The organism is Oscillibacter sp. 1-3, assembly GCF_000403435.2.
Classification (GTDB): Bacteria; Bacillota; Clostridia; order Oscillospirales; family Oscillospiraceae; genus Oscillibacter.
Genome location: NZ_KE159708.1, coordinates 223,293 through 249,259, shown reverse-complemented (window position 1 = coordinate 249,259; position 25,967 = coordinate 223,293). Strand labels below are relative to the sequence as shown.

Here is a 25,967-nt window from a genome sequence, read left to right as displayed (position 1 = left end):
GTAATCGCAATGGTTACAGGGTTTTCTCTTTGCTTTTTCCCTTATTTTTTCCCTTATTATGCCCTGATTGCTACTTGGCCCCTGAGACCGCTTGAATAAACCGCTCCATCCGGTCGGCGGACTGCTGGCGCATCTTTTGGGTGGTGTGGGCGTAGATATTCAGCGTAAAGGCGGCGGTGGCATGGCCCAAATTTCCCTGCACGGTCTTGATGTCGTCCCCGCTTTCGATTGCCGCCACGGCGTAGGAATGGCGCAGGTCGTGAAATCGGGCATTGTCCAGGCCGATACTGCAAACGATTTTCTTGAACTCCTTGTAGACCGTGAAATGGGCCAGGTGTCCGCCCAGGGCATTTGTGAATACAAACCCCTCTTTGTTCTCCCAGGCGGGACCGGCGCACAATTGCGCTTGCGCCTGTTTGACCTTCTGCCGCTTCAACGCCGCCATGACGGAGGGCGCAACGGTAATCAGCCGGGCCTTGCCGTTCTTCGTGGGAATCAACTGGTATTCTCCGCCCACTTTCTTGCTCTTTTGCAGCTGCTTGTTGATGTAAAGCGTGTTGCTCTGGAAGTCTACGCAGTCCCAGGTAAGGCCCAGGACCTCCCCCTGCCGCATACCGGTGAACAGAGTGACCAGGAACAGCAATTCATAGGCGTGCCCTTGAATCGCCTCCAGGAACCGGGAGATTTCTTCCTGTTCCAAGGGCGCGATTTCTTTTTGATACACCTTCGGCAAGTCACAGGCATCGGCGGGATTGTGGCGAATAGAACCAATTTTAACAGCCTGATTCAAAGCCTTGTGAAGCGCCCCATGAACATTTTTAATGGTCTTTGCGGACAGCCCCTTTTCCCGTTGCAGTTTATTATAGAACTGCTGGATTTGAGGAGTAGTAAGCTGTTCCAGCCTCACCCTGCCAAGAGCGGGCTTCACATGGTTTTCACAAATCGAGCGGTAAGAATCCGCCGTGTAGGGCTTCACATTCGGAACGACGTATGTATCAACCCAAGTGTCCAGCCACGCCCCAACCGTTTCCTTCGAGGGCTGAATATAGGTTCCCTCGTCCAGGTCCACAACGATCTGCGAGAGCTTTTGCCGGACCTCCTTTTGGGTCTTTCCTGTGACGGAGCGTTGAATCTGTTTCCCGGTCCCCAGGTCATAACCGACCGTAGCACGGGCCTCATAAGCAGGGCCATCAAGAGTGTTCGGGTGGGGCGTCAAATCCGCGTCCCAAAGTCTGCGTTTTTAGAATTTCTATCATAAAATTATCCAGAAAAGTTGATTATCCGCCACGTATGATGTATAATAATCTTAGTTTTTAGTACGTCTGCGTGGCGGATAAGGAGGATATATGCCACGCACAAAATCTATGGGCCGTGCCGCCAACGGTAACGGCACCATCCGCAAAAAGTCCGTTATGAAAAATGGCAAGAAATATTCCTATTGGGAAGCCCGTTGCACGGTGGGCTATGACCCGGGAACCGGAAAGCAAATTCAACGTTCCATCAGCGGCAAGACCCAGAAAGAGGTTGCCCAGAAGTTAAAGCAAATGTCCCTGGATGTGGATAATGGAACCTATCAGGAACCGTCTAATTTGACCGTAAAAGATTGGTTTGAGATTTGGCAAAAAGATTATATGGGAGACGTGAAAGCGTCAACGAAATTACTTTACAGCCGGAATGTAGACCTGTATATCGTTCCGAACCTAGGCGCGGTCAAATTGGATTCCCTAACCACTCCGATGATTCAGAAGCTTTATAACCAGCTTACCAGTGAGAACCAGGAGAGCGGAAAACCTCTTTCTCCAAAGACGATCAAGAACATTCACGGGATTCTTCACAAGGCGTTGCAGCAAGCGGTCGAAAATGGTGTGATTCGGGTAAACCCCTCGGACGCTTGCAAGCTTCCCCGTGTAGAGAAAAAGGACATTCAGCCCCTGGACGATAACCAGATTTCCGAGTTCTTGAAAGCAGTCCATGGACACCCTTATGAATACCTGTATAAAATCGCACTTTTTCAGGGATTCGGGAGGGGGAGGTTTTGGGGCTTACCTGGGAGTGCCTGGACCTGGATAATGGAACGCTGACGATAAAGCAGCAGCTTCGCCGGGAGCAGCACAAGGACGGCCAATTTTACTTCTCCAAGCCCAAGAACAACAAAACCCGAACTTTGACGCTTGCGCCCTCTGTGGTAAAATTGTTCCGGCTTCAAAAACTGGAACAGAACGGAAAGCGGCTCAAAGCGGGAAAGAGTTGGACAGAAAAGGACCTTGTATTTTCCAATGAAGTTGGGGGATTCCTCTCTCACCGTGTAATCTATCGTTGCTTCAAAGAGCTTGTGAAAGAAATCGGAACGCCGTCTACTCGGTTTCATGACCTCCGACATACATATGCGGTTATGGCGATTCAATCCGGGGATGACATTAAGACGGTGCAGGAAAACCTGGGACACGCTACCGCCGCCTTTACGCTGGACGTTTACGGACATGTCACCGCCCAGATGAAACAGGCCAGCGCTGACCGGATGGAAAAGAAGATTCAGGCGGTTTCCGGCCGTAAATTCCAATAAGGGAAAAAACAAGGGAAACCGCCTCTCCCAAAGCAAGGAAAACACCCCTCAAAGCCTTGCGGCTCTAAGGGGTGGGTGTGGTTGCGGAGACAGGACTTGAACCTGCGACCTCCGGGTTATGAGCTGTGCTTCAAAGTGTGGTTTGAACCTTTCCGCACCTCTTTGAGCTTATTGGGGCCAATCTCTGATGCGTTCCGCTCCTCTTGTATCCGCCGGTTCCGCCGGCATTTTTCGTGTTCTGGGTCAAAATTTGGGTCAAAGCCGCACGGCGTTCCCGGTGTAGGGATTTTTCTGTTCAAACATCTCTGCCTCTTGGCGGATTTCTTCCGGAGACTTTCCATCAAAATACTCTCGCTGCCAACGTGTGTAGTCAAATTTTTCCCGAATCACTGTGGCCACGAAGCGTTCCGCATCCACAACGCCTAACTGCTCCATCAGGCATTTCATGCCCCTGCTCATAATCTCAGCCGTACTGGGAGACATATCATTCATCCTCCGTTCCCGTTACAAAGTCTATTGGATTTACCAGCTTGATCTGATCCGTTTTGTATTTCAACAGCCGTTTATCTGTGGAGATAAAATACTCACAGTTTGCGTAAACAGCCGAGGCTACATGACAGGCATCCTTGAACTTAACCCCTGTGTCCATAATCCTTTTAGCGATAGCCTCGATTTCTTTCCTGCGCTCCAAACCGACATAAGCCGCTGTATGTGTATCAATAAACTGCATGATTGCGTTCCGCCGCATCTCATAGGGATTCTGTCCGCATTCATATCGCAGCATATAAGAACTGACTAAATCCAGGCGTTTTTTCTGAATCAAATCTTGAATGTGCAGCTTGGCCTGGGTCTCCAGGGACACCTTGATTTGCGACTGATCGTCATAGGGGCGGTTATAGCAGCACATATCGAGATATACACGCAATCTGCCCACCTCCTTGCTTGTTGATAGTATACCACAGCTTCCACAAAATGAAAAGGGGTTCCCCGCAACTTGGAAGCAGCTATCGTTTCTTCCTCTGTTTTTCCCTGTTTTGGGTTAGGTTATGGGTTGGACGCGGAAAGGAAACTGCAGTCCACGACAAGGGCCTCGCGGAGTGCACCTGTGTATCCAAAGAGGTCCGCAAAGATTTTTTAAACAATTTTTGATGGTTTATAGCCGTTTCTGTTCTGTTTCATTTACTCTCCGGCACTCTTTGAAAACAGTGTTTCCACGAGTTCCATGTCTGTCTGTGGCTGTTTATGTGGTCAAGAAAATCGTCACACCGAAAAAGCTCCTTCACAAACACAACAAAGTACTGTGTAATACGCTTAATTTTCCCCCCTGTATTTCTCCGTTTATCCCTATCGACTTTCCTCTTCTGTTTCGATATTGTGTCACTTGCGAAACCTACACAAAATACAGAAATCAGGAGGAAATGCAAATGACCAGTACGAAAAAGCGCATCACCGCAGCATTGACGGCAGCCATCCTCACAACACCCCTCGCCATCCCCGCCATGGCGACAGAAGCGCCTGACGAACCTGTCCGGGTGAGCAGTTACAAGGGAAGTACCCTGGAGGTAGGAGACCGTAGCGGACTCATCATCGGCCCCAGCGGTACGGACTACACTGTTACCTCCAGCAACCCGGACACAGTGGCGGTGGAGCAGGTGCTGACCTTCTGGGTTGCTGTCGCCAAAGCGGAGGGGACTGCGGAAATCACGGCAACCAACAGCGCCGGGGAACACGGGAGCGTGACGCTGACGGTCGGTCCCGCTACTCCAGCTATGCCGGAAACCACCGCCAGCGGGGACAGCGCTGGTCTGACAGACAATATGGAGATACGGCAGGAGATGATCCGCCTCATCAACCAGACCAGAAAGGCCAATGGAGTGTCAGAGCTGCCGGTCAATGAGGCCCTGATGAACGCAGCACAAGCCTGCTCCAACCAGCGCTACACCTGGCACCACGCTCCGGAGGAGAGTAAAGCCGCCGCAGATGCCGGTTACCCCTATGGCTTCGGTGACAACCTCACCGTGTTCACCGGCACAGCCGACGCTGCCCAACACGCCGTCGACAACTGGATCAACTCGCCGGGCCATTTCGAGACGATGATCGACTCCAGATGTGACTGCATCGGCGTGGGCATGACCCAGTACGACGGCATCACCTACTGCTATATGTTTGTCGGGATCCCCAACAGCGTCAACTTCTATGCATAAGAGAACAGTACTCAAGGAGGGCCGTCCAGGAAGCTGGATGGCTCTCCTACATAGCGGCAAAAGCAGAGTACAGACAGGAAAATATGACACCCGGAAGCGCAGACTTCCTGCTCAAATTTTGCATAGCAGAAAACAATGAATTAGGGGCCAATATACCAGAGCTAAATTCTATCAATGATTAAAAAGCGGCAGAAAACAAAACTCCACACAAAATTCATAATTCTCTGCTATAATCGCGTTGGTGAGGTGGATCACATGGTGAAAATTTTAGTGGTCGAGGATGAATACGACATCCGGGAGCTTTTGCAGAACTATTTGGAAAATGAGGGCTATCAGGTTGTTACCGCCTCTGATGGCGAACAGGCCATCGAAGTATTCCGCAGCTCCCATGTCGATTTAATCCTGCTGGACATTCTGCTCCCCCGCTTAAATGGCTATGAAGTATGCAGGGCCATTCGGGAGGAATCAGATATTCCAATCATCATGCTGACAGCGCTCGACAGCGAAGAAGATCAATTAAAAGGCTTTGACCTGCGGGTTGACGATTACATTCCAAAGCCCTTTTCCATGCCGGTCTTGCTCCGTAAAATTGGTGCAGTTCTGCGCCGAACAATGGGAGACAGCATGTCCGGTCGGATAGCATATAAAGCTCTGACCCTGGATTTGGAGGGATACAAGGTCTACATTTCCGGGCAAATTGTTGATTTGACCCAAAGAGAGTTTGAACTGCTGAAGGTCCTGCTCCAAAACCAAGGGCGTGTTTTATCCAGGCAAACGCTGTTGAACCGGGTATGGAGCTATGACTTTTATGGCGACGAGAGGATTGTCGATACACATATCAAGAATCTGCGAAAAAAGCTGGAACTGAATTACATCGAAACCATCAGAGGGGTGGGGTATCGCATTGATTACGAAGCTGAAAACTAGTCTGACAACAAAAATTTTCCTCGTTACCTGCCTGCTGCTGACGGCAGTCTGTGCTTTGACCTATGGCCTGATTGCCCAGCTTATGCCGCTGACCTACACAGTAGATCAGGAGCGTCTGCTGGCTGCCCAGGCAGAACGTCTGGTAAAGCAGCTGGAAGAATATACACTGGCTGACTGTGGGCCGCTCCTCTCACAGTTCACGTTTCAGTATGGCGTCCCGGTGAGTATCCAGGATTCCGCGGGGAATGTTGTCGGTGGCGTTGACCCCTCCGACATCATACCGACAGGAGAACATGGGCAATGGGAAATGACGCCGACCCATTCGTCGGTCGAGGGCATTCAGCCCAACAAAGAAAACGAGGATTATATCGTACATTGTATTGGAACCGAGTTTTCTTTTCAGGATTCCTCCGAAAACTGTCAGCTGCTGATCTTTGCCAGCACTCGCGCGGTCAATCAGGCGGCGGAGGCTTTGGGACATATCTGGCCCTGGCTGGCCGCGGCCATTCTGCTGGTGTCTGTGCTTACCTCCCTGTTCTACGCGCACTTCATCACACGGCCCATTGTGCGATTGAGCGGAATCTCCCAAAAACTGTCTGAATTGGATTTCAGCTGGCGGTGCGGAGAACAGCGTACAGATGAAATTGGTACGTTGGCCCACAATCTGGACGAACTGGCGGATCACCTATCCCGTTCCATGCAGGAACTCCAGACCGCGAATGCTGCCCTTCAAAAAGACGTGGAGCGGGAACAGCAGCTGGAGCAGGCCCAGCGGGATTTCTTCTCGGCGGTTTCCCATGAGCTGAAAACCCCCATCACCGTTTTGAAGGGTCAGCTGGGCGGGATGTTGGACGGAATTGGCGTCTACGCAGATCGGGACAAATATCTGGCCCGCAGCCTGACTGTGGCGAACCAGATGGAGAGCTTGGTGCAGGAGCTTTTGACTGTCTCCCGTATGGAAAGGGGTGGGGAGCTGTCTATGATTCCTGTGGAACTCACCGCTCTGATTCGGAACTGTCTGCAAAATTACGATGAACTTTTCCAGCAGAAAGAACAAACAGTTATCGTAGATTTACCGTCGGGAATCTGGAGTGCAGGAGACCCAGCGCTTTTGAAAAAAGCCCTGGGCAATCTGCTTTCTAATGCTGCGCTCCACTCGCCGGAGGGCATCAAGATTTGGATTTCCGCCTGTAGGAAAGAGGGCAGTATTATTTTGAATGTAGAAAACGAAGGAGCGCATATTGCCCCGGAGCAGCTGCCGCACCTGTTTGAGCCGTTCTTTCGCAGCGACCCATCCCGGAGCCGTCAGACAGGCGGAAGCGGATTAGGACTTTATCTTGTTCAAAAAATAGTGGAACAACATGGGGGAAGCTGTCAAATCCAAAACTCCGAAAGAGGTGTCTGTGCGACACTGATTCTGCCAAGCTCCACACAAACCACATATTAACCACAAACGAACTCCACATTCTTCTGTTATCCTGACTGCAATCTCAAGCGGAAAGGATGAAACACAGATGAATGTGGAGATTTTTAATCTATCCATGACCTACCCGTCAGGTAAAACCGCCTTGCGGGGAATCAATCTGAACCTGAGCAGCCCGAACCTGATCGGCCTGTTGGGGCCGAACGGAGCGGGAAAGTCCACCCTGATGAAGCTCCTGGTGGCGGGCCTTCTCCCCACGGAGGGAGCGATCTCGGTAGACGGAAAGCCCCTGATGAAGCAGGAGCGCTTGTTGAAAGCCCGCTTGGGCTATCTGCCCCAGTCCTTCGGACTGTTTGACGAGCTGACGGTCTGGCAGTTTCTGGACTACATGGCGGCGCTGAAAGGAATCGTCAACAGCAAGGAGGCCATTGCCGCCGCTATCCAAAGTACCAATCTGGAGGAAAAGCAGAAAGCAAAAATCCGTACTCTATCCGGCGGACAGCGCCAGCGGGTAGGAATCGCGCAGGCCATCCTGGGCAATCCTCATTTCCTGATTTTCGACGAGCCTACGGTGGGCCTTGACCCGGAGGAGCGGATCACCTTCCGCAATCTGTTTTCCCAAATGGCCCAGGACCGGCTGGTGCTTCTGTCCACCCACATTATCGAGGACGTTCAGTCAGTGTGCAATCAGTTGATTGTAATACATCAAGGCCGTATTCGCTTTGTCGGTACTCCCGCCGAGCTGATCGCCGGAGCTGTGGGCCACGTTGGTGTATTTTGGGAGAAAGACCGGCGGCAGGAGGTGGGCCTGCATATTACCTCCCGTGTCAACACGGCCCAGGGTATCGTCTGCCGCGCCGTGGCGGAGGAACTTCCTGATTTTGTGGAACAGGTGGAGCCCGCGCTGGAGGATGCCTATCTTTATCTCATCTCCAGGGAGGCGATTCAATGAACACCCTGCGGCAATTTCGTTTGGAGCTGACTCGATTGCTCCAGAACCGCCTTACTTGGCTGGCAATTCTTTTGACCGCCCTCTCTCCGGTTGCCGGTCTGACGGTCTACCGGCCTCTGTATTCCAGCAGCGACAGCGGCTATGTTACCACCATGCAGGGGATGTATCTTGCAAATCCGGCCCTGGCTGGCGGTATTTTGGGGGCTGTCGTATTTGCTATCCTCACCGTCTGGAGTATGGACAGGCTCCGGCGGGACGGCATGGAAACCTTGACCCATGCGGTGGTGTCTCCCATGACCGCCGCCCTGACCCGGCTGGGGGCGCTGCTGTGTGTCTCCATTCTGGCCCAGGCCATTACCACGTTGGCCTGGCTTCCGTATGCCATAATGAAACTGGGTGCGGTCTTTGATCTGAAAAGCTATCTGCTGATATACCTGATTTTTATGTATGGAGCGATTCCTCTGGCGATTTTGTTCGCCTCCGCCGCCTGTCAATTCACCCGGCGGGCGGATTTGTCTCTGGCCCTCTTTGCCGCCTTTGCCGCCCTCAGTCTGACGGTCTGGAAGGAGAAATGGCAGCTCTGCTGGCTGAATCCATGTGTTTGGGCAGTCTCCGATGATTTTTCCAATTACCGTATTTTTCGCTCGGTGGCCTATATGCGGCTTACCTGGCTGCTGGCAATAGCCGGACTGTGGGCGCTGTCCTATCTCTGTGTGCGTCAATACGGGAAGGGACCGCTCGGCTCATTTGCTCATAATATCCGGCGATTTTACCGTCCGGCGTTAGCGGCGGTATTGGCGGTCTGTTCCATCCTGCTCTATACGGGCCAGCCCTTTGTTGACCGCAGTACGGCGGAGATGGACTATGATTTTCTCTTTTGCCCGGCCCCTCTGGAGACCGTCACCTGCTCTGGCCGATACGCCGACGTGCGTCCCGACCCGAAAACGGGCTGTGTTTACGGTCAGGCGAGGTTTCAGCTTCAAAACACCGGCGGGCAAGAGCAGGATGCCCGGTTTCAAATCGACCCCGGCTATAAAATTGCCTCCGTTCGGGCCAACGGAGCGGATGTACCTTTCTCCGTAGACAGCTATCAGGCGATGGGTGAAAAAATGTTCACTGTCACCCTCCCGGCTGAAGCAGAGATCGAGCTTGTCATTGACTACGGCGGCTTTCCTCAGGAGTGGAACCTTGTTTCTGCCACCCAGGGCAGACATGAAATCAGTGATACCTACATGAGCTTGGAAAACCACCAGCTTTCCCCCGCCCCCTTTGATGTGCTGTATGCGGGGGAGACGCTTCCCGCCATGATGGATATTGTTCTTCCCGGCCACATGACGCCGGTTCTGTTTGGCTCAGGCGCCACAGAGCTTCTCAAAGAAAACGGGGACGGTACAAAGACTTGGCGCATGACCGACGAGGGGTACAGCATGATCCTCTACGCCGGGGATTATATCCGGGAGGAAATTCCGGTGGAACCGGCAGGTATTACGGTCAATTTCTATTACAGCCGCAGGCACCAGTCCGTTATGGAGGCTATGGACGCTGCGGAAATGATCCGCCGGACGATTGAATTTTGTACCGAGCATATCGGCCCCTTGTCTTTTTACGGCGACGGGTCCTTCAATCTGATTGAAAGCCGGTGCAGCGGCGGAGGCTATGCGGGGGACGGGGCCAGTTTAGCTGACGAGCTGGATTTTACCGCAAATAACCTGGCAGACAGTTCAAAGGGCAGCTCTTCCGCTCAGGTGACCATCCATGAGCTTGTCCATCAGTGGTGGGGTCTGGGGAATATGTTTGACCCCATGGATGAGAGCGGCATTTGGTCTGCCGAGGGCCTGACCTGCTACACCACCTACCGCATTGTCAAGGCGCTGTATGGGGAACGCGAGGCCCAGGCCAGCTTTGTGGACGCTTGGCAGGAGGCCGTAGACGACTACTACGAGGATTTCTATGTCCGCCACCCGGAGTACCTGTCCGCCTTGCCGGAGCAGTATCAGGCTGACATCGCCAACAATCTGCGAGGGATGCGGCAATATAACGAAATGCCCTTGAAAATCTTGAAGGCTGAACAACTGGTGGGCGGTGAGGAGGCTATGGATGAGATTTTAAGAGGTCTCTTTGGCCGGGAGCTGAACCCGGAATATCCCTATCTGACCTATCAGGAGTTTCTGGATGCCTGCCATCTGACAGAGGAGGACTTAAACCTTGAATAAAATATTTCGATATGAGCTGCGGCGCTTGCTGTGGAACAAGCTGTTCTTCGGTATTCTGCTGGTGTCCCTGGGATATGGCTGGCTGACACTGACTGGCTCTGTGGTCCGGGGCGTGGCTCACACAGCGCCTTTTTCCCCATGGAGCTTTGGATACTATCTCAGCCAAGCGCTGCCGCTGATCTGCCTGGGAGAATTGTTTTTCCTTGCGTTCTTCTTCTCCAAGGAGGAGCGTCTGCTCCGGCCCTTGACCCAAGCCACCCCAATCAGGCAGCGGCGGTATGCGGCTCTGCGGTGTGGAGCGGTGCTGACAGCGACGGCTATTCTCTGCCTGTGTCTTGCAGCCCTGGCGGTTGGATTCTATGTGTCGCTGTTTGGGTGGGTGGATTATGGGGAACTGATTTTACCCGCTCTATTGACCCTGATCCCGCCCATTGTCTTCTGCCTGGGGGCAGGAATAATGTTGAGCCGCTTCAACCATACTCTGATCTACGCTCTTATGGCGGCAGTAATTTTATTAACTGTATTACCTCTGCCCTCGGCAATCAATTTCTCATTGAGCGGTTTCTTTTCTCAATTTCCGTTGACCATGGGAACATTAGACCCAGCGTTTCAGATTCCAAGCTGGCTTGCAATACATCAAATTAGCTTAACCGTTCTGGGGGCTTTTCTTGCTGTTTTTGCTGCTAATGTACAGAGAAATAGCAGCTGCCAAACTATGTGACTCAGTATGACAACAAGACATATTGCTGCTTCTTCTTCGCGACACTCAACGGTGTCATTTTCTATGTATCAGTCGCTCTATGGATAATAACGTGTAAAGTAGAAAACCCATAAAATTGCGAGCTGTGCGTTCCATTCAGCGTGGAGCGCACAGTTTTTCTCACTTATTTCAGTGGATGCCCAATCAAATTTTGCATAGCAGAAAACAAGGAAGTCTGCAAAGATTTTTTAGACAAATTCTGATGGTTTACAGCCATTTCTGCTCCGTTCTATTTATTTTCTGGCACTCTTTGAAAACAGTGTCTCCATATACTCCACATCTGTCTGTGGCTAATTATGTGGTCAGGGAAATCGACGTACCGAAAGAGGCCATCCACAAACACAACAAAGTGCTGTGCAATACGCTTTATTTTTACCTCTGCATTTTTCCATTTCAGATTACAGTTTTCTATTGACTTCCGGCCAATCTTTCGGCATTGTGTTGTTTGCCAAAATCCAACAAAACACTGAATGGAGGAAAATCATGATCAGTACGAAAAAGCGCATTGCCGTAACACTGACAGCAACCATCCTCACAACCGCCCTCGCCGTACCCGCCACGGCAACGGAGGCTCTGGCCATCCGAGTGAGCAGCTACAAGGGCAGTACCCTGGAGGTAGGAGAGCGAAGCGGCATCATCATCGGCCCCAGCGGTACGGACTACACTGTCACTTCCAGTAACCCGGACACAGTAGCGGTGGAGCAGGTACTGACCTTCTGGGTGGCGGTCGCCAAGGGGTCTGGGATCGCGGAGATCACCGCCTCCAACAGCGTCGGGGAATGTGGGAGCATGACGCTGACGGTCGGCCCAGCAGCCCCCACCTCGCTGGAAGCTCCCGCCAGTGGGGACAGCGTCGGCCTGATGGACAACCTGGAGATACGGCAGGAGATGATCCGGCTTATCAACCAGACCCGAAAGGACAACGGGGTACCGGAACTGCCGGTCAACGAGGCTCTGATGAACGCCGCCCAAGCCTGCTCCAACCGGCGCTACACCTGGCATCATGCTCCAGAAGAGAGCCAGGCCGCTGCCGATGCCGGATATCCCTACGGCTTTGGGGACAACCTGACCGTGTTCACCGGCACAACCGACGCCGCCCGGCGCGCCGTCGACAACTGGATCAACTCGCCGGGCCACTTCGAGACGATGATTAACTCCAGATGCGACTGCATCGGTGTAGGCGTGACCCAACACGACGGCATAACCTACTGCTACATGTTCGTCGGAATACCCAACAGCGTCAACTTCTATGCGTAACCAGATAGCGACCAGGGATGGCTGTCCAATTTCCTGGACAGCCATCCCTCGTGGTAGCAAAAACAGAGTACATGCAGGAAAATACAATGCCGGGAAGTGCGGATTTACTGTTCAGATATTGCGTAACTGAAAACAAAGAATTAAAGCCTTCGAAGGAAGTTTCAGTCTCTGCTTCGTACTTATCATTTTTCGGTGTCTTTTTTGGCTTTTGTGGATTGCTGAAGTGTCAAGGCTTGTGCAACATGATTTAATTCTTTCACTACTTTTTTCACCTCATTGAGGAGATCGTCAGTGGGGGTATTAACCGAATAAAACGTGGCATATACGTTCCAATCAATATTAAAAAAATCTTGATAGGTACTTTGTTCGTCTTGATAAATAATTTCTCCAATAATTGGCCTTTTGTTCGGATTATTACGGAACTCCTCTGCGCCAAAAAAATAACTATAGCTCTGTCCAATACCCAAGACAAATTCTTGTTGTTGAAGTGTGTTTAATCTATCAATAGCAGAATCTTTGCTAAGACTGTTCAAGAAATCCAAATCAAACTTGATTTGAACATGAGTAGCCACACGCCGTCCATGATTGGTAAATCTCATACCATACCACATACGATTCTCAAAAATCACTTCATAAGTAATACGCGGACGATTTTCCTCCACGTATTGCCGTCTTGCCTCTGTGAGTTGCTCCTGTGCAGCTTTCGCAGATTTTATATTTGCCCAACAAATAAGGATTGTTGCTAAAACATAAACCGCAGTAATAAGTACCATCAATGAGCCTTCATGCTGATCTAAAAAGCAAATTACTTCTGTCATTATCTTTCCTCCGTCAGCTTCTGATACATCCTCATCAACTCCGCCACGCAGCTCGTCTCGGTGGTGGTCGCCACGTCAAACCCATACGCCTGCATGACGGCCCGGTCGTTCTGCTGATGGGCCTTCCGCAGCTCCGGGGGCATGGCGATCTCGTCGTAGAGGTCGGCAAGGGAGCAGTCCGGGTAGAGGGCCCGGGCGTCCAGGATGGCCTGGGCGGTCTGCTCGATTTTGGCTTTCTGTGCGTCGGTGAGAGTAGGCCAGGGGAAATTGTTGTAGACAACATCCTTGGAGTAGCGGTAATCGCTTTTCAGCCGCCCGCATACTGCCCGCATCCAGGCCATGTGGACATTGGAAGTCAGCACACCAAAATGGTAAAGCTGTGCGTCTGGAATCGTTATTACAAGATTTGTTGCTATTGTATTTTTGTCAAGAAACCCAATCGGCACATATCGCCTTCGTTCGGAAGAAACGGCAGGAACAACCACAAATGTATCTGGATTGTTGATTTCTCGGAACTGTGTAGGGCGTTCTGCCAGCTTTCGGCGTCCGGCATCGGGCGCATTTTCACGGTCTGCTTTACACGCTTCCACCCGTTGAAGCACCAGCGGCATTTTTCGTAATTCTGCTGGGCTAATTCCGACAAGCCATAGGCACCAGCGTTTTTTGTTATTGATAAACTCTGCGGCGCCAACCAGTCTCTTGATATATGGCAGCGCATTAGGCTCTTTTGCAATAAATTCATCATACTCGTCAGCTTCAATAATCAAATGTCCCCCATCGGCAGGTCGATTTCCTGTTGTCATCAGCGGAACATCACAAATTGGTTTGTTTCGGCTATCAACAAACGCATTGGGGGCATCAAGCAAATAAGGATTGATATTCTCGGCTTCTTGATATCGTTCCATTGTATAAATGCGTTTGGGTGCTTGGTTTGGGGCAGGGCTGAATCCCACGATCACGCAATGGACATGGGCTTTGATACTGGCCTCGCTGTCCCAGCGGAATGTCCGATGTGCAAAATCAATATGAATCCCAAATCGGTCATAGAGCGGCTTCCAAACGCCCGCCACCTGTTCCCCCTGGGTAATAGAGTTGGTGGACACAAACGCCGTCCGAATATCTGTCCCCTGCATTAACTGAGCGGCCTTGAAATACCAGCCGGAAACATAGTCGATTTTCCCCGCCGTCTTGTATGGCTTGCCCTTTTCATCCACATAAACGGAAAGAATATCTTCTTTCTGCCCTTTGCTTTGCAAGGAGTAGCCCACAAACGGCGGATTGCCCATGATATAGTTCAGCTTGTCCTTGGGCACCACGCTCTCCCAGTCCAGCCGCAGGGCGTTCCCCTCTGTGATATTGGCGTAGGATTTCAGCGGCAGGAAGTCCAGGGACATATGCACCACGTCCTCGGTCTCCTTCATCATCTGGCTCTCCGCAATCCACAGCGCAGTCTTTGCCACCGTCACGGCAAAGTCGTTGATCTCAATACCGTAAAATTGGCCGATGGACACCTGAATAATGCCGTCCAAATCCATGCTAATCTGGTCGGTGGCACACCGCAAGACCTCGTTTTCCAGCTTGCGCAGGGACAGGTAGGTCTCCGTCAAAAAGTTGCCGGAGCCGCAGGCCGTCCAGGAACAGCGGGTCAATGACCTTGTGGATGTTCTCGATACTGGTGTAGTGCATCCCGCCGCTGCGCCGGGTTTCCGGGTTCAGGGTGCTTTCAAAGACCGCCCCGAAAATAGTGGGGCTGATGACCGACCAGTCAAAGTCCCCGCTGGCCTTTTCCAGCAGGAGATTTTTCAGCTCCTCGGTAAAGGGCGGGATTTCGATATTCTCATCGCTGAACAGCCCGCCGTTGACGTAGGGGAACGCCGCCAGCGCCGGGTTGTCGTCGGCCAGGTACTTGTCCCGTTGCTCCGGCTTCTGATCCAAAATGCGGAACAGCTCCACCAGCGCCTTGCGGATACCGCTGGCAGGGATGTCCCGGAGGTAGTCGTGGAACATACTCTTGCTGCCGAAGATACCGGCGTCCTCGGCGTACAGGCAGAACACCAGCCGGACGCACAGAGCGTTCAGGCTTTTCAGCGTGTCCTCGGCCTCCGGGGCTTTGTACTGCTTCAACAGGGCATCGTAGAGGACGCCCACGATCTCGCCCGCCTGCAAGGAGACTTCCATCTCTTTCTTGATATTGGTGTCCCCGGTGTCTACCAGGAATTGCAGGCGGTAGTATTCTTTTTCCAGATCGCACAGCTTGATGATCTCCGGGTCGCCGGTGGGCCGCTCCATGTCATAGACGTAGAACTCGGCAAAGTTGCAGGTGACGATCCACCGGGGTCGCTGGGAGTAGGGCAGTTCGGCGGCATACCGTTTGGCCTGCTGGAACGGGGACAGCAGGGAGCCGTCCGACTGCTTGATGGGCTTGTTCAGCTCTTTGCCCAGGCTTTTCTGCTCAATCAGGACGTGGGTGGAGGGGATAAAGCCGTCGATGAAGCTGGTGTGATCCAGCATGATCTGATCCTCAAAGGTGATGAACTTGTCCGGCTCCTCCACCCCGTAGACCTTTTGCAGCAGGGACAGCCAAAAGGTTTGGCTGTGGCCTTTTTCGTAACCCTTTCCTTGCCAGTCGGCGGCAAACTGTTTTGCGGCGGCGCGGCGCTGTGTATCTGTCATGGCGGTATTCCCCCAGTTGCTTTTTTTACAGGATACCATACAAGACCGCATTTTTCCAGAGCAATCTATAAAATCTGCCAAGTACAACCCATCATCAAGCGCCCCTCAAATTTTCCGATACAATCACTCGACAGATTCAGTTCTGGCGGGTGATTTTTTCTACAGCAAAAAATTTTTCTGAAAACGAAAAATAAGAGTTCGCTTTTAGACTCTGGAGGTTGTAGTAGAGGGATGAGGGGAACTGCTTTCTGAATTGGTAAATATTTTGTAAACTCGTCTATAAGAAAGTTCGGTTTCAGCCATCAGAGGTTGTGGTAGAAGAGTGAGGGAGTCAGCGCATAAGGGCAGAGGAAAAACTGACTCAACAGAAAAGGAGGTCAAGCGCAACATGAAAGAATCTGGCTACAAGAACTACGACGAACTGCCGCTGTTCCTGAACGCGGTAACGGTGGCAAAGATGCTAGGCGTCTCACCGTCCAGCGGGTACGAGTTGATGCATGAACCGGATTTTCCAGTGCTGAAGATCGGCAGCAGGATGGTGGTACCCAAGGAGCAATTCGTGGAGTGGGTGTCGCAACACACCCAGGGAGGTGCGGAGTGAAGTACACACCGTGGCCCAAACGTGATCTAGTCAAGAACTACTTCCAGCTGCCCAACGAGATATTCCTGCTGGGTCTGTCGCCCGGCGCACTGGCTGTCTACTCGTACTTGCTCTGCTGTGAGAACAGGAAGACGTACCAGTGCTGGCCCAGCTACAAGACCATTGGCAAAGCAGTGAGGATGAGCGCCAACACCGTCCACAAGTATGTGTGCGTGTTGGAGGAGCGGCAGCTCATCAGTACAGAGAACACATCCGTCACCACCAAGGCTGGCCTGAAGCGCAACGGCAATCTGCTCTACACCATCCGTCCGATTCAGCTGGCGCTGGACCAGTTCTACGAACAGCAGTTGGCGCAGATAGATGTGGCGGCTGAGCGTCAGCGAGTCGCAAACGCTCTCGCACTTCGCAACGATAGTACGCACTCAGCGTGACAGCCTGTGCGCCGCTGTGTGGCCTCGCTGATGCTCGGAGGGTAACAAGCCGCAGTCCATCGCAGACGAAGCTGTGTCCAAAGCGTGTGGCCGGTGTGCGCCATCCCGCGAATTCAGCACAACTGAAAGTGGCAGGTGAACCGGGGGGTCGAAAAAAGTGCAGGATAAAGGCCGGGGGTCGCTTACGCGCCCCCCGGCCAGCTACACCGCCCCGCAGAGCGGGTCGGGGCTTTTCCATAGGTGGTCGGAATTTTCGCTTTTTGCTGTGGCAGGTGGCCGTAAATGAGGAGAACAGAGAAAATACTGCATCATTTCACCATTTCACAAGGTGGCTGTCACAGGTGGTTTTCAGAGATTTTGCAGAAACCAACGCGGGGGTCATTTTTCACCCCCTGGGGTCAAGCCGGGGGTCAGTTTTTCATCTGCCCTTACAGTCACCGCAATACTGGCGGGTCTAAGCGGGGATATGTGCAAGGATCTGCGCCAACAACAAGTGGATACCTCAGAGGTCAAAAATGCTGAGCAGCAAGCTGCCGCCCAGCATGAAATCAAAACCAAGCTCGTCAGGTCATCCGCATTCCCATCTGTGGCCACTCAATCGTCTGCTCAAAAAAGTCAACCAGCTGATCCATAACGCCCTGCGCCGCATAGATCGTAGCGATCATGAACGCATCCGGGTCTACAGAACTCAAGTCAAGATCGTACCCAAGACTGCGAATCCACTGCGTAAAAAAGACACGCTGTACTCTGCCGTTGCCTTCCCGAAATGGATGCAGCATATTGACGGTGTGATAAAAGTCCGCTACCTCCTCCGCCAGCCCACGATGGGACAAGCGCTCACCGCTGAAACCAGCCAGGCGCTTGAAACACGCATCGGCACACGGTTCGATTTCTGCAGCAGGAACAAAAGCGGTTCCCTTCTTGGAGATATTGATAGTGCGTATTTGTCCAGCCCAGTCATAGAGATCACAGAACAGGAATTGGTGGATGCGTTTGTAGTGGTCAAAGTCAAAGCCGCCGACAATCGGCTGCTGATCCAGCAGACTGGCTTTTCCTAAAACGACAGCCGCCTCTGTTTCCGCTAGCACCGCTTCGTCTTGGATACCCAGCTTGTTGATCAGGCAAGTTGTTCCCGGATAGCAGCCGTCTGTTGTGGAGTCCATGCTGTAGGCCATGTCAGCACTCTCCTCTGCTGGAAGTAACATGAGCCAGGTACTGCTCCAGCGTAATTTCGCCGGCGAGCAATTTCCGGCACAGTTCCTTACAGACTTCCGTAACAGAAAGTCCCTCCATCCGCAGAGAAACCTCCGCAGCCTCAATAGAGTGCTCAATGGAACGCGGCATGAATCACACCTCCACCTAATCAGGAGTTATTATATGCATTGTAGCACAAAGGGTAAACGGTTGCAAACTGAAAATCACCTCTGCCCCTATCAAATTTTGCGCCACAAAACAAAGAATAAAAGTCCTCGAAAAAAATAGTAGCTATTCCCGACAAAGTGTGGTATGTGTTGGTGTTGCAAAGGAGGCAGTAGATATGAGAACGACTCTGGAAGATCTCTACTACGGCAATATCACACCCAACGAACAGAGGATGGCGCCTGGCTCAGAGTTAAAGCGGGCGGTAGATCGTGTCGCCAGCTACGAAAAACAACTCACAGAGCAACTCGAGGAAGCTGAGCAAGAGACTCTTACAAAGCTCATCCGGTCACAGCATGAGATCAACAGCATCACAGCAACCAAGAATTTTATCCTGGGCTTTCGGCTGGGTGTCAGGATCATGGCCGAGTGCATGAATGACAATGACGGTGATATTCGGACTGGAGGTGAATGACAAATGGCAAAGCGCAGACCGTCCGGCGACGGCATGGTGCGCAAGCGTGACGACGGTCGCTGGGAGGGCCGCATCGTAGTAGGCCACAAGGAAAACGGCGACTCTATCTTCCGCTACGTCTATGCTCCCACGCAGAAAGAGCTGTCCGTGAAGCTCCGCCAGCATATCAACAACTACCAGGGCGCCGACCTGACAGAGCAGAGCCGGATGACCTTGAGCGAGTGGCTCGACAAGTGGCTGGAAAATATGGTGGATACTCTGCGGCCCAACACGCTGAGGAACTACCGAAGCTACATCGAGAACCACATCCGCCCCGGCCTGGGCGATAAGCCGCTGGCCCGGATTACACCGAAAGACGTCCAACGGTTCTATGAGAAGCTGAACAACACCCTGGCCAGCAGTACAGTTCGCCGCATCCACACCACGCTCCACGGTGCGCTGAAGGCGGCACAGCAGGCTCACCTGATCGCCAGCAACCCGACCGAGCAGATCACCGCTCCCAGGTTCAGCTATGGGACAAAGCAAATACTGACGGATGAGCAGTTGGATGTGTTCATGAAGGTCATCGCAGAGGATGAAATCTGGTGTGACTTCTTCTACACAGAACTGACCACAGGCCTGCGCCGGGGCGAGATCTGCGGGCTCAAGTGGGAGGACTTCGATGAAACTAGCGGCACTCTGAAAATCTGCCGCACCCTCTACCGAGAAGATGGTGGTGGGCTGACTGCCGGAGATACCAAGACCAGTTCCGGTACTCGGAAGATCGTTCTGCCCTCCAGTACAGCGGCTCTGCTCAGTAAAAGGAAAGTATCGGCTCTGACTGAGTGGATATTCCCCAACCCGCTGAAGCCGGAGCAGCCCACTGATCCTGGCTCCGCATACCGCCAGTTGAAAGTTCTGCTGAAGCGGGCCGGCCTTCCGAACATTCGCTTCCACGACTTGCGTCACACCTTCGCAACTCACGCTCTGGCGTCAGGTGTGGACGTGAAAACCCTGTCCAGTATCCTGGGCCACACCAGAGCGGCGTTTACCTTGGATACCTACACCCATACCACTGGCGATATGCAAAAGCGGGCATCGGAAGTAGTAGGAGATTTCCTGATAGATATTTTTGGAGAGGAGCTGAGACCATGGGAAGAAAGCGCAAAAGTGGCGAGGGTACCGTCCGACTGAGAAAGGATGGCCGCTGGGAGGGGCGGGTGGTCATCGGTTATGATGACAAGGGCCTGCCCAAGACGAAGAATGTCCTTGCCAGGACTAAGGGGGAGTGCGTGGAGAAGCTGAGCGCTCTGAAAAACGTAGTAACGCCAACAGCCGCTGTCAAGGTCAGATCGGATATGCCCTTTGGTGAGTGGATGACATTCTGGTATGAGACCTGCTGTAAACCCGCCGTCCGGCCAAACACGCGGACAGGCTATGAAAATAATATCCGCCTGTACATCCGTCCAAGGTTGGGCAATGTTCCTCTCAATAAGCTGACCGCAAACGACCTCCAGCGGTTCATAAACTGGATGAGGCAAGATGGACGGAGTGAATATCGGGAATCCAGAGGTGACGGGCTCTCCGCTAATACGATACGGCACTGTTATGGTCTCTGCCGCAGAGCCTTGGAAAAAGCTGTGGCTGAAAAACTGATTTCTCAAAATCCGGCAAAGGAATGTAAACTCCCTTCGGCCAGGCGAATGGAGATGCGGCTGCTCAACCGGGAGGAACTGCAAAAGCTGCTGATTCAGGCCAGGGCCGAGGGTTACTATGAGGTGTTCCTGCTGGAACTGACCACCGGGCTTCGAGTGGGAGAGTTGATGGCCCTCCAGTGGGATGATCTGAATCTCAACACCGGCGAACTAAGAATCGAGCGTCAGGTCTACCAGATCAAAGGCGAGCTGCTGATACAACCGCCGAAAAACAAAGCCTCCATTCGAACGGTGATTCTGCCGCCCGCAGTGGTCGCCGCACTGAGAATGTACAAGCAGGCCGTCTCTTCACGGTGGATATTTCCCTCGCCTAAAAAAGAGGACGCTCCGATAGCCCCCTCCGTCGTCAGCCACCGTCTGGCCAAGATTCTAAAACACGCCGGATGCAAAAAGGTGCGGTTCCATGACCTGCGTCATGTGTTCGCTACCAACGCACTGGAGCATGGAATGGATGTGAAGACCCTGTCCACCATCATCGGTCACATCTCCAGTGCTACTACATTGAACGTCTACGCCCACGTGACTGATGATATGCAGAAGCAGGCCGCCGCAAAAATCGACCGGGGCATCGGTAGGGCGGAGGCAGCGGAGCCCGCACCGCCGGCAGAACCCAAGGCTATGATGACCGATTTCCAGCCCACCTGGAAGGGGAGGCGACGGTGGGGAACCGGGTCCCTCAGTCAAAGTAAAAGCGGTCGATGGACTGGACGGTGCGCAATCACATGGCCGGATGGGAGGCTGGAAACACGAAACGTCCATGCCGATACAGAGGAAGAATGCGAAAGGCTGCTGGCAATCATGATTGCCGAGATGCGAGCGGAGGTGGCCGCTGAAAAAGAGCGGCTGAGGGCAGAGAGCAAGGCTGGTTGACGGACCCGCCCCACCGGGGATAACCCGGTAGGGCGGGTTTCTCTGTCTGTGGGCAAATATGTGGTCAGAGGGTATGCACTCATAATGGACAGGCAAAAAAGGTTGTGGAAGCAGTGGGTTTCGGGGAGTTATCGGATGCTTTCACAGGTATAAATCTGCTAATTCCTATGAGACACTACTTGCGCTGATACATCCAAAGAGAAGCTGCGGCTGGAAAATGATAAGTTTTTGATAACTCTGCCCTCCGACCCTGGCTATTGACACGGCGTACTGGTATGTTGTGCAGTTGAAAAGGAGGGCAGAGAAATGAGAAAAATTCTGGAGGATTTCTACTACAGCAATATCACACCCTGCGATCAACAGATGGCGCCTGACTCAGAGATGAAACGGGCAGTAGATCGTGTCTCCAAATGCGAGGAACAGTTGACAGAACTCCTTGATGAAGAAGGGAGGCACATCCTCACAAGGCTCACCCGCTCCCAACAGGAGATTAACAGCAGCACGGCTCTGGAGAATTTCATATTGGGCTTCCGGCTGGGCGTGAGGCTGATGGCGGAGTGCATGGATGACAACGATGGCGACACAAGAATTGGAGGTGAACAGTAGTGGCAAAAAGGCGTGCCAACGGCGAGGGCAGTATCCGTAAACGCAAGGATGGCCGCTGGGAGGGGCGATACACCGCGGGACGTGACCCGGTGACCGGAAAGGTGATCTACAAAAATGTGCTGGGCAGGACCCAGGCGGAAGTCAAGTCAAAACTCAAGGCGGCGATTGAGGCAAATACGAATCTGGACATCGTGAAAGCGGAGCAGTACACAGTCGGTCAATGGATGGACGTATGGTTTGAGAATTGCGCAAAAATCAAAGTCCGCCCCTCGTCCCATCAGACCTATCGGGGGTATATCGACAACCACATCAAGCCCAGCATCGGCAGTGTTCCGCTGAGCAAGTTGTCCTCTCTGCACTTACAGCAGCTCTACAAAAAGCTCCTCACTGGCGGCAGAGTGGAACGGACTGAGGCAAAGAAACAGCCCAAGGGTCTCAGCGCCAAGACGGTACGGAACATCAATCAGGTGATCTCCTCCGCTATGGACTTCGCAAAGGATCAGAAACTCATCGCAAGCAACCCGACAGATGGCTGCGCCCTGCCGAAGCTAGAGCACAGGGAGATGAAGACGCTACCCGTAGAGCAGCTGACATCCTTCCTGCGGGAGGCAAAAGAGACCGGCGTCTTTGAGATGTACTACATTGAACTGGCAACGGGTCTTCGGCGCGGGGAGCTGCTGGGGTTGAAATGGGAGGACATCGATTTGGAGCAGGGCAGCCTCCGGGTTCAGCGGCAGGTCTGCCGGATCGATGGCGAGATCGTGGAGGCGCCGCTAAAGACGAAGAACGCCTACCGGATTCTGCCGTTGTCGGCAGATGCGATGGAAGTCCTGAAAGAGCAGAGAAGGAAAAGCGGCAGCAGCCAATACGTATTCCCATCTCCAACAGGAGGTCCCATCTCACCAGACAGTGTGCTCCACATGCTCCACCGGGTGCTGAAGCGGGCGGGGCTGCCGAAGGTGAGGTTTCACGACCTTCGTCACACCTTCGCAACCCTGGCACTGCAAAACGGTGTTGACATCAAGACAGTCTCCGGGATGCTGGGCCACTACTCAGCCGGATTCACCCTGGACACCTACACCCACGTCACCACCTCCGCGAAGAGGGAAGCAGCGAATACGATGGGCGACATCCTCTCCGGTGCTATCCGGTAGTTTCCGGACATTTCGCCGTCTGGGTCAGCGCTTAGGTCAGAGCGCTGACCCAAATTTTTGGCCGGATTATTTCAATGCAAAATCGAAGAAAAAGTCCTGAAATCGTGAGATTTCAGGACTTTTGTGGTTGCGGAGACAGGACTTGAACCTGCGACCTCCGGGTTATGAGCCCGACGAGCTACCAACTGCTCTACTCCGCGATATATTAAGTGTGGTGCCGGTGACCGGACTTGAACCGGCACAGCATTGCTACCGGGGGATTTTAAATCCCCTGTGTCTACCAATTCCACCACACCGGCAACTACCCGATATGCGTTATGATAACACAACCCTGCACATTTGTCAAGGATCATTTTGAATTTCCCTACGATTCGTAAAGTAGATTCCAGTAACCAAGTGACCACATATTAGTGTGCCCACCTGTTTACTCTTATTCAGACCTTCAAAAAATGTCAAGTCCTAGAGGGTGTCTCCAATCTCAGGCAATCCAAACGAGGATAGCATATAATGTACCCAATAGTGTGGACAGGTTATTGAAAAAAACACCTTTCTGATACGCTAAAGGAAACCCCGTTTTGTAGACAATAGGGTGTTAAACTGAAAAACATACATCTTACGACAGGGCTTAGAGGCAGCAGAGGATCACTGCCGCCTTTCTGCACGGCCTTAAACATTAAAAGGAGTATAAAGTGTATAGTATGACGCCGGGTTGGGCGGTCTCTTTTCGTGCTCTGCCCCGCATATAAACATCACCCGGCAGAAGCGCCGAACGATAAAACTGACTATACCCTGCAGCCCCCGCGCAGGGAAACCGTGCCTTTACAGCCGCAGTCCCTTTATATCCTTAATCCGGGAGAGAATCATATTGCAGCTGCAGCTGACCACGCCGGGCAGCGAGTCGATGACGTCCCGAATCAGCGTCTCCATCTCCTCGTTGGAGGATGCTACCGCGTGGACGTGGAGCTTATCCTTCCCAGTTACCCGGTAGATCTGTGTGATAATCTCATTCCGCTCCAGAATCTCCGTCACCTGAGTCAGAGTGTCCGGCTCAGTCTCAATCTCAAAATAGCAGGACATAGCACCGCTGATCTTCTGCGGGTTGATAATGGTGGTGTATTCCTCAATGATACCCCGCTGCTCCAGCGCCTGAATGCGGGTTTTTACCGCCACGCGGGATATACCCACCTTCTGCCCGATGTCCGAATAAGAAGCGCGGGCGTTTTCAATCAGCAAGCGGACGATTTTTTGATCCAGCGCGTCTAACCCCTCTAAAAACATACCAATCCCTCCTTTTATGATTTCTCAGCGTCATGGTATCATATCTTCGCCAAAAAGTAAATTACAGATTGACTTTCGTTAAAACCACTGTTACAATACTTACAAAACGAAAGTGTAAACTTTCTATTTGTGAGGCGACGTGATGAACAAAGATTTGACCCGCGGCCCGGTGATGCGCTCCATGCTGCTGTTCGCCGTACCTATGATTCTGGGGAACCTGCTCCAGCAGTGCTACAACGTGGCAGATACCTTGATTGTCGGACAATTCCTGGGAAAAAACGCCCTGGCCGCCGTGGGGGCCTCTTTTTCCCTGATGACCTTCCTGACCTCCATCCTGCTGGGCCTGTGCATGGGCAGCGGAGCCCTGTTCTCCATCCGCTTCGGCCAGCGGGATGAGGCGGGCCTGCGGGAGAGCATACGGGCCTCCTTTGTGCTGATCGCGGCGGCGGCGGTGCTGCTGAATATTCTGGCCTTCGCCTTTCTGGACTCTATTCGGGTCTTTCTCCGGGTTCCGGAAGAGGTGTGGGGGGCTATGCGGGAATACCTGGCGGTTGTTTTCTGCGGCGTCGTCGCCTCGTTCCTGTACAACTACTTCGCCTCATTCCTCCGGGCGGTTGGAAACTCTGTGGTCCCGCTGCTGTTCCTGGCCGTTTCGGCGGCAGGGAACATTCTGCTGGATCTCTGGTTTGTGCTGGGGCTGAAACGGGGAGTGGCCGGAGCGGCGGAGGCCACGGTCATTGCCCAGTACGTCTCCGGCGTTGGCATCGCCGTGTACGCCCTGGCACAGTGTCCTCAGCTTCAGGCCATTTATCGGGGAAGCTCCCTTCGGTGGCGCTGCATCCGGGAAGTCGCCGGCTTTTCGGTTCTCACCTGCGTACAGCAGTCTGTCATGAACCTGGGGATTTTGATGGTGCAGGGCCTGGTGAACAGCTTCGGTCCCACGGTCATGGCGGCCTTTGCGGCGGCGGTGAAAATTGACGCCTTCGCCTATATGCCCGTTCAGGACTTTGGCAACGCGTTTTCCACCTTTATTGCCCAGAACTACGGCGCAAAACAGGCAGACCGTATCCGGGCGGGCCTGAAGGGCGCGGTGCTGGCATCTATGTGCTTCTGTGTGGTTATTTCCGGACTGGTCTGGACCTTCGCCCGGCCGCTGATGGCTCTTTTTGTCGAGGCCGGAGAGACGGAAATCATTCTGGAGGGCATCCGCTATCTGCGGATTGAAGGCGCCTTTTACTGCGGCATCGGCTGTCTGTTCCTGCTCTATGGCCTGTACCGGGCGCTGGGGAAGCCGGGGATGAGCGTCGTTCTGACCGTAATTTCGCTGGGGACCCGGGTGGCCTTGGCCTACGCCCTCTCGGCGATTCCGGCCTTCGGCGTGTGCGGCATTTGGTGGTCTGTGCCTATCGGCTGGTTTCTGGCGGACATGACCGGAATTCTATATTATGCCGCTCACGGAAAGCGGCTGCTCTCCTGGAACAAATAAGCCGCGCGGCATACTTCTTGGCGTACAGAAAGTCGAGCAGGAATTGTACGTTATTAACAAACTTCATTCTGTATTGGCAAAAGAGATTGACAAAAAGCGACGTGAATTTTATAATAACACCATTCCAACAACATAGGATGCGCTGACAGCATAATGCCCGCAGAGGGCTGCCAAAAGTTTCTCCGTCCACAAAAAAATCTCTAAAATGTCATTCTTGAACTAT

Annotated in this window: 26 protein-coding genes and 2 tRNA genes; 17 read left to right on the top strand and 11 right to left on the bottom strand. The window is 52.8% G+C overall.

Going from position 1 to position 25,967, the window contains the following annotated elements; all coding sequences use genetic code 11:
* Window positions 1-70: 70 nt before the first annotated feature.
* The gene (locus tag C816_RS11565) at window positions 71-1,216 is read right to left on the bottom strand and encodes a tyrosine-type recombinase/integrase (protein ID WP_016322572.1); all 1,146 of its coding nucleotides are present in this window, start codon (window positions 1,214-1,216) and stop codon (window positions 71-73) included.
* Between the two features lie 130 nt (window positions 1,217-1,346).
* On the opposite strand from C816_RS11565, the gene C816_RS24930 reads away from it, so the two are divergent.
* Entirely contained in the window at window positions 1,347-2,081 is a 735-nt protein-coding gene (locus tag C816_RS24930; RefSeq protein WP_016322571.1) for a tyrosine-type recombinase/integrase, read from the top strand.
* Entirely contained in the window at window positions 2,036-2,563 is a 528-nt protein-coding gene (locus tag C816_RS24925; protein WP_016322570.1) for a site-specific integrase, read from the top strand. Before C816_RS24930 ends, C816_RS24925 begins: the two co-directional genes overlap by 46 nt.
* 255 nt (window positions 2,564-2,818) lie before the next feature.
* On the opposite strand, the gene C816_RS11555 is transcribed toward C816_RS24925, so the two are convergent.
* Window positions 2,819-3,046, bottom strand: a complete 228-nt coding sequence (locus tag C816_RS11555; protein ID WP_016322569.1) for a hypothetical protein — start codon at window positions 3,044-3,046, stop codon at window positions 2,819-2,821.
* Window position 3,047: 1 nt separating this feature from the next.
* Window positions 3,048-3,497, bottom strand: coding sequence for a PIN domain-containing protein (locus tag C816_RS11550; protein WP_242832190.1), 450 nt, complete (start codon window positions 3,495-3,497; stop codon window positions 3,048-3,050).
* Window positions 3,498-3,987: 490 nt separating this feature from the next.
* On the opposite strand from C816_RS11550, the gene C816_RS11545 reads away from it, so the two are divergent.
* The 7 genes from C816_RS11545 (at window position 3,988) to C816_RS11515 (ending at window position 12,299) form a co-directional block, all read left to right on the top strand.
* The gene (locus C816_RS11545) at window positions 3,988-4,767 is read left to right on the top strand and encodes a CAP domain-containing protein (RefSeq protein ID WP_016322567.1); all 780 of its coding nucleotides are present in this window, start codon (window positions 3,988-3,990) and stop codon (window positions 4,765-4,767) included.
* A gap of 255 nt (window positions 4,768-5,022) precedes the next feature.
* A complete protein-coding gene (locus tag C816_RS11540; RefSeq protein ID WP_016322566.1) occupies window positions 5,023-5,694 on the top strand; it encodes a response regulator transcription factor in 672 nt (223 codons plus the stop codon).
* A complete protein-coding gene (locus C816_RS11535) occupies window positions 5,672-7,141 on the top strand; it encodes a sensor histidine kinase (protein WP_016322565.1) in 1,470 nt (489 codons plus the stop codon). Before C816_RS11540 ends, C816_RS11535 begins: the two co-directional genes overlap by 23 nt.
* A gap of 67 nt (window positions 7,142-7,208) precedes the next feature.
* Window positions 7,209-8,069, top strand: a complete 861-nt coding sequence (locus C816_RS11530) for an ATP-binding cassette domain-containing protein (protein WP_016322564.1) — start codon at window positions 7,209-7,211, stop codon at window positions 8,067-8,069.
* Window positions 8,066-10,282, top strand: a complete 2,217-nt coding sequence (locus C816_RS11525) for a M1 family aminopeptidase (protein WP_016322563.1) — start codon at window positions 8,066-8,068, stop codon at window positions 10,280-10,282. The genes C816_RS11530 and C816_RS11525 overlap by 4 nt, the downstream gene beginning before the upstream one ends.
* Entirely contained in the window at window positions 10,275-11,003 is a 729-nt protein-coding gene (locus C816_RS11520) for a hypothetical protein (protein ID WP_016322562.1), read from the top strand. The genes C816_RS11525 and C816_RS11520 overlap by 8 nt, the downstream gene beginning before the upstream one ends.
* Window positions 11,004-11,525: 522 nt before the next feature.
* Window positions 11,526-12,299: a CAP domain-containing protein gene (locus C816_RS11515; protein WP_016322561.1), complete on the top strand. Its 774-nt coding sequence runs from the start codon at window positions 11,526-11,528 to the stop codon at window positions 12,297-12,299.
* 182 nt (window positions 12,300-12,481) lie between these two features.
* Here the strand turns inward: C816_RS11515 and C816_RS11510 are convergent, their stop codons facing one another.
* The 3 genes from C816_RS11510 to C816_RS25645 are packed head-to-tail and all read right to left on the bottom strand — an operon-like array spanning window position 12,482 to window position 15,790.
* Window positions 12,482-13,117 (bottom strand): hypothetical protein, encoded by a 636-nt coding sequence (locus C816_RS11510; RefSeq protein WP_016322560.1) that lies wholly within the window; start codon window positions 13,115-13,117, stop codon window positions 12,482-12,484.
* Window positions 13,117-14,724 carry a class I SAM-dependent DNA methyltransferase gene (locus C816_RS25650; protein ID WP_371254371.1) on the bottom strand — a complete coding sequence of 536 codons (1,608 nt, stop codon included), beginning with the start codon at window positions 14,722-14,724 and terminating at the stop codon, window positions 13,117-13,119. Before C816_RS25650 ends, C816_RS11510 begins: the two co-directional genes overlap by 1 nt.
* Window positions 14,654-15,790 (bottom strand): type IIL restriction-modification enzyme MmeI, encoded by a 1,137-nt coding sequence (locus C816_RS25645; protein WP_016322558.1) that lies wholly within the window; start codon window positions 15,788-15,790, stop codon window positions 14,654-14,656. The genes C816_RS25650 and C816_RS25645 overlap by 71 nt, the downstream gene beginning before the upstream one ends.
* A 388-nt stretch (window positions 15,791-16,178) precedes the next feature.
* Between C816_RS25645 and C816_RS11500 the strand changes: the two genes are divergently transcribed.
* Together C816_RS11500 and C816_RS11495 are read left to right on the top strand one after the other, a co-directional pair.
* Entirely contained in the window at window positions 16,179-16,391 is a 213-nt protein-coding gene (locus tag C816_RS11500) for a helix-turn-helix transcriptional regulator (protein ID WP_016322557.1), read from the top strand.
* Window positions 16,388-16,822: a helix-turn-helix domain-containing protein gene (locus C816_RS11495; protein WP_016322556.1), complete on the top strand. Its 435-nt coding sequence runs from the start codon at window positions 16,388-16,390 to the stop codon at window positions 16,820-16,822. Before C816_RS11500 ends, C816_RS11495 begins: the two co-directional genes overlap by 4 nt.
* Window positions 16,823-17,385: 563 nt before the next feature.
* Here C816_RS11495 and C816_RS11490 read toward each other — a convergent pair.
* Together C816_RS11490 and C816_RS23695 are read right to left on the bottom strand one after the other, a co-directional pair.
* Window positions 17,386-17,997 carry a Fic/DOC family protein gene (locus C816_RS11490; RefSeq protein WP_016322555.1) on the bottom strand — a complete coding sequence of 204 codons (612 nt, stop codon included), beginning with the start codon at window positions 17,995-17,997 and terminating at the stop codon, window positions 17,386-17,388.
* 1 nt (window position 17,998) lies between these two features.
* Window positions 17,999-18,166: an antitoxin VbhA family protein gene (locus C816_RS23695; protein WP_016322554.1), complete on the bottom strand. Its 168-nt coding sequence runs from the start codon at window positions 18,164-18,166 to the stop codon at window positions 17,999-18,001.
* 193 nt (window positions 18,167-18,359) lie between these two features.
* Here C816_RS23695 and C816_RS11485 point away from each other — a divergent pair, with 193 nt between their 5' ends.
* The 5 genes from C816_RS11485 (at window position 18,360) to C816_RS11465 (ending at window position 22,980) form a co-directional block, all read left to right on the top strand.
* Complete coding sequence (locus C816_RS11485; RefSeq protein ID WP_016322553.1) at window positions 18,360-18,656, top strand: DUF6809 family protein; 297 nt, start codon at window positions 18,360-18,362, stop codon at window positions 18,654-18,656.
* A 3-nt stretch (window positions 18,657-18,659) separates the two neighbouring features.
* Entirely contained in the window at window positions 18,660-19,829 is a 1,170-nt protein-coding gene (locus C816_RS11480; RefSeq protein WP_016322552.1) for a tyrosine-type recombinase/integrase, read from the top strand.
* Window positions 19,787-21,220 (top strand): tyrosine-type recombinase/integrase, encoded by a 1,434-nt coding sequence (locus tag C816_RS11475; protein ID WP_016322551.1) that lies wholly within the window; start codon window positions 19,787-19,789, stop codon window positions 21,218-21,220. Before C816_RS11480 ends, C816_RS11475 begins: the two co-directional genes overlap by 43 nt.
* A 306-nt stretch (window positions 21,221-21,526) precedes the next feature.
* The gene (locus C816_RS11470; protein ID WP_016322550.1) at window positions 21,527-21,826 is read left to right on the top strand and encodes a DUF6809 family protein; all 300 of its coding nucleotides are present in this window, start codon (window positions 21,527-21,529) and stop codon (window positions 21,824-21,826) included.
* The gene (locus tag C816_RS11465) at window positions 21,826-22,980 is read left to right on the top strand and encodes a tyrosine-type recombinase/integrase (protein ID WP_016322549.1); all 1,155 of its coding nucleotides are present in this window, start codon (window positions 21,826-21,828) and stop codon (window positions 22,978-22,980) included. Before C816_RS11470 ends, C816_RS11465 begins: the two co-directional genes overlap by 1 nt.
* Before the next feature lie 124 nt (window positions 22,981-23,104).
* On the opposite strand, the gene C816_RS11460 is transcribed toward C816_RS11465, so the two are convergent.
* From C816_RS11460 to C816_RS11450, 3 genes are all read right to left on the bottom strand, one after another.
* A tRNA-Met gene (locus C816_RS11460) sits at window positions 23,105-23,180 on the bottom strand.
* A 12-nt stretch (window positions 23,181-23,192) separates the two neighbouring features.
* Window positions 23,193-23,279, bottom strand: a tRNA-Leu gene (locus C816_RS11455).
* A gap of 520 nt (window positions 23,280-23,799) precedes the next feature.
* Window positions 23,800-24,258: an Lrp/AsnC family transcriptional regulator gene (locus C816_RS11450; RefSeq protein WP_016322548.1), complete on the bottom strand. Its 459-nt coding sequence runs from the start codon at window positions 24,256-24,258 to the stop codon at window positions 23,800-23,802.
* Window positions 24,259-24,400: 142 nt separating this feature from the next.
* Between C816_RS11450 and C816_RS11445 the strand changes: the two genes are divergently transcribed.
* Window positions 24,401-25,744 carry an MATE family efflux transporter gene (locus C816_RS11445; RefSeq protein WP_016322547.1) on the top strand — a complete coding sequence of 448 codons (1,344 nt, stop codon included), beginning with the start codon at window positions 24,401-24,403 and terminating at the stop codon, window positions 25,742-25,744.
* Window positions 25,745-25,967: the final 223 nt, after the last annotated feature.

Coding starts and splice junctions, on each gene's coding strand:
- C816_RS11515 (WP_016322561.1), top strand. CDS start 11,526: ATGATCAGTACGAAAAAGCGCATTGCCGTAACACTGACAGCAACCATC.
- C816_RS11470 (WP_016322550.1), top strand. CDS start 21,527: ATGAGAAAAATTCTGGAGGATTTCTACTACAGCAATATCACACCCTGC.
- C816_RS25645 (WP_016322558.1), bottom strand. CDS start 15,790: ATGACAGATACACAGCGCCGCGCCGCCGCAAAACAGTTTGCCGCCGAC.
- C816_RS11530 (WP_016322564.1), top strand. CDS start 7,209: ATGAATGTGGAGATTTTTAATCTATCCATGACCTACCCGTCAGGTAAA.
- C816_RS11450 (WP_016322548.1), bottom strand. CDS start 24,258: ATGTTTTTAGAGGGGTTAGACGCGCTGGATCAAAAAATCGTCCGCTTG.
- C816_RS11555 (WP_016322569.1), bottom strand. CDS start 3,046: ATGTCTCCCAGTACGGCTGAGATTATGAGCAGGGGCATGAAATGCCTG.
- C816_RS23695 (WP_016322554.1), bottom strand. CDS start 18,166: ATGCCGCGTTCCATTGAGCACTCTATTGAGGCTGCGGAGGTTTCTCTG.
- C816_RS11490 (WP_016322555.1), bottom strand. CDS start 17,997: ATGGCCTACAGCATGGACTCCACAACAGACGGCTGCTATCCGGGAACA.
- C816_RS11475 (WP_016322551.1), top strand. CDS start 19,787: ATGGGAAGAAAGCGCAAAAGTGGCGAGGGTACCGTCCGACTGAGAAAG.
- C816_RS24930 (WP_016322571.1), top strand. CDS start 1,347: ATGCCACGCACAAAATCTATGGGCCGTGCCGCCAACGGTAACGGCACC.
- C816_RS11500 (WP_016322557.1), top strand. CDS start 16,179: ATGAAAGAATCTGGCTACAAGAACTACGACGAACTGCCGCTGTTCCTG.
- C816_RS11445 (WP_016322547.1), top strand. CDS start 24,401: ATGAACAAAGATTTGACCCGCGGCCCGGTGATGCGCTCCATGCTGCTG.
- C816_RS11510 (WP_016322560.1), bottom strand. CDS start 13,117: ATGACAGAAGTAATTTGCTTTTTAGATCAGCATGAAGGCTCATTGATG.
- C816_RS11525 (WP_016322563.1), top strand. CDS start 8,066: ATGAACACCCTGCGGCAATTTCGTTTGGAGCTGACTCGATTGCTCCAG.
- C816_RS11485 (WP_016322553.1), top strand. CDS start 18,360: ATGAGAACGACTCTGGAAGATCTCTACTACGGCAATATCACACCCAAC.
- C816_RS11545 (WP_016322567.1), top strand. CDS start 3,988: ATGACCAGTACGAAAAAGCGCATCACCGCAGCATTGACGGCAGCCATC.
- C816_RS11540 (WP_016322566.1), top strand. CDS start 5,023: ATGGTGAAAATTTTAGTGGTCGAGGATGAATACGACATCCGGGAGCTT.
- C816_RS11480 (WP_016322552.1), top strand. CDS start 18,660: ATGGCAAAGCGCAGACCGTCCGGCGACGGCATGGTGCGCAAGCGTGAC.